The sequence below is a fragment of the Neoroseomonas rubea genome (genome assembly GCF_016106015.1).
GTDB lineage: Bacteria > Pseudomonadota > Alphaproteobacteria > Acetobacterales > Acetobacteraceae > Neoroseomonas > Neoroseomonas rubea.
The window spans coordinates 1-1,204 of record NZ_JACADQ010000614.1 but is presented as its reverse complement, the minus strand read 5'-3'; the positions used below and the strand labels follow the sequence as shown (position 1 = coordinate 1,204).

General features: G+C 74.5%; 2 protein-coding genes. Both read right to left on the bottom strand.

What is annotated here, in order from left to right:
• Positions 1–262, bottom strand: a 262-nt coding sequence (locus HW577_RS25330; protein ID WP_198378850.1) for a hypothetical protein, incomplete at its 3' end; no start/stop codon positions are given.
• Positions 263–325: 63 nt separating this feature from the next.
• On the bottom strand, positions 326–1,108 hold the full coding sequence (locus tag HW577_RS25325; RefSeq protein WP_198378849.1) for an SDR family oxidoreductase: 783 nt from the start codon (positions 1,106–1,108) through the stop codon (positions 326–328).
• Positions 1,109–1,204: the final 96 nt, after the last annotated feature.

Below are 1,204 nucleotides of genomic sequence, written 5' to 3'. Positions count from 1 at the left end.
CGACGCTGCCGGGGACGATGATGACGCCGCCGCGCCGCGGCGCGAGGCCGCCGCCGATCGCGGCACCCCCGGCCGCGCCGGCGATGACGGCACCGGCAAACAGCCCGCGGGCGAGTTCGAAATTCGCCCGCTGGCGGCCGCAGGCGTCGGAGGGATCGACCACGGGCGCGGCGGTGCCCGGTGAGCCCGGGCCCGCCGGCGCGCAGGCCGCGAGCGCCGCGAGCAATGCCAAGGGCAGGCCGGCCTTGAAGATCCGCCGCATCGGCCCGCCCTCTTGTTCCCAGGCTGCAACGCTATCGCCGGATGCGACGCGCCGGCAAGCGGGTCAGCCCAGCCGCTGCTGGTCCCCGTCCACCGCCAGCGCCTGGCCGCTGACCGTCCGGCCGAAGGGGGAGCAGAGATAGAGCGCCATGTTCGCGATGTCCTGCTGCGTCACGTAGCAGCGCAGCGAGACGTCGCGGAGCAGCTCCTGCTCCTTCTCCCGGAAGGACACGCCCTGCGCCTGGGCCTTGGCCTCGATGACGCGGCGGATGCGGTCGCCGGCGACGAGTCCCGGGCAGATGGCGTTCACGTTGATCCCGTCCGGCCCGAGTTCGATCGACAGCGACTTGGTGAAGCCGACCACGCCCCATTTCGCCGCGGCATAGGGGCTGCGCAGCGGGAAGCCGAAGCGACCGGCGGCGGAGGAGAGGTTGACGATGCTGCCCCCGCCCGCCGCGCGCAGATGCGGCACGGCGCGGCGCACGCAATGGAACATGGACGACAGGTCGATGCGCAGCGTGGCGTCCAGCGCCTCGGGCGTCACATCCTCGACCCGCGCGGTCGGGCCCGCGATGCCGGCATTGTTCACCAACGCGTCGAGGCCGCCGAGATGCGCGGCGGCCGCGTCGACGAAGCGCTCGCATTCCGCCGTCTCGCCCATGTCCGCGCGCATCGCCGGGTGGGGGCAGGTGGCGAGCGCCTCCTGGTCCAGGTCGCAGACGAAGACCTTGGCGCCGCGGGCGGCGAAGCTGTCGGCCATGACGCGGCCGATGCCGCCCGCGCCCGCGCTGATGGCCACGCGAAGGCCCGAAAGGTCGACCGGTAGCGGCGTGTCGGCGCCCTGCATGCGCGTCCTCCCCCTGAATGACATCCCACCGGCCGCGGGCCGGGCCGCGGCGGCGCGCGGGCAGTCTGGGCGGGGCGGGCGCGTCCGACCAGGCGC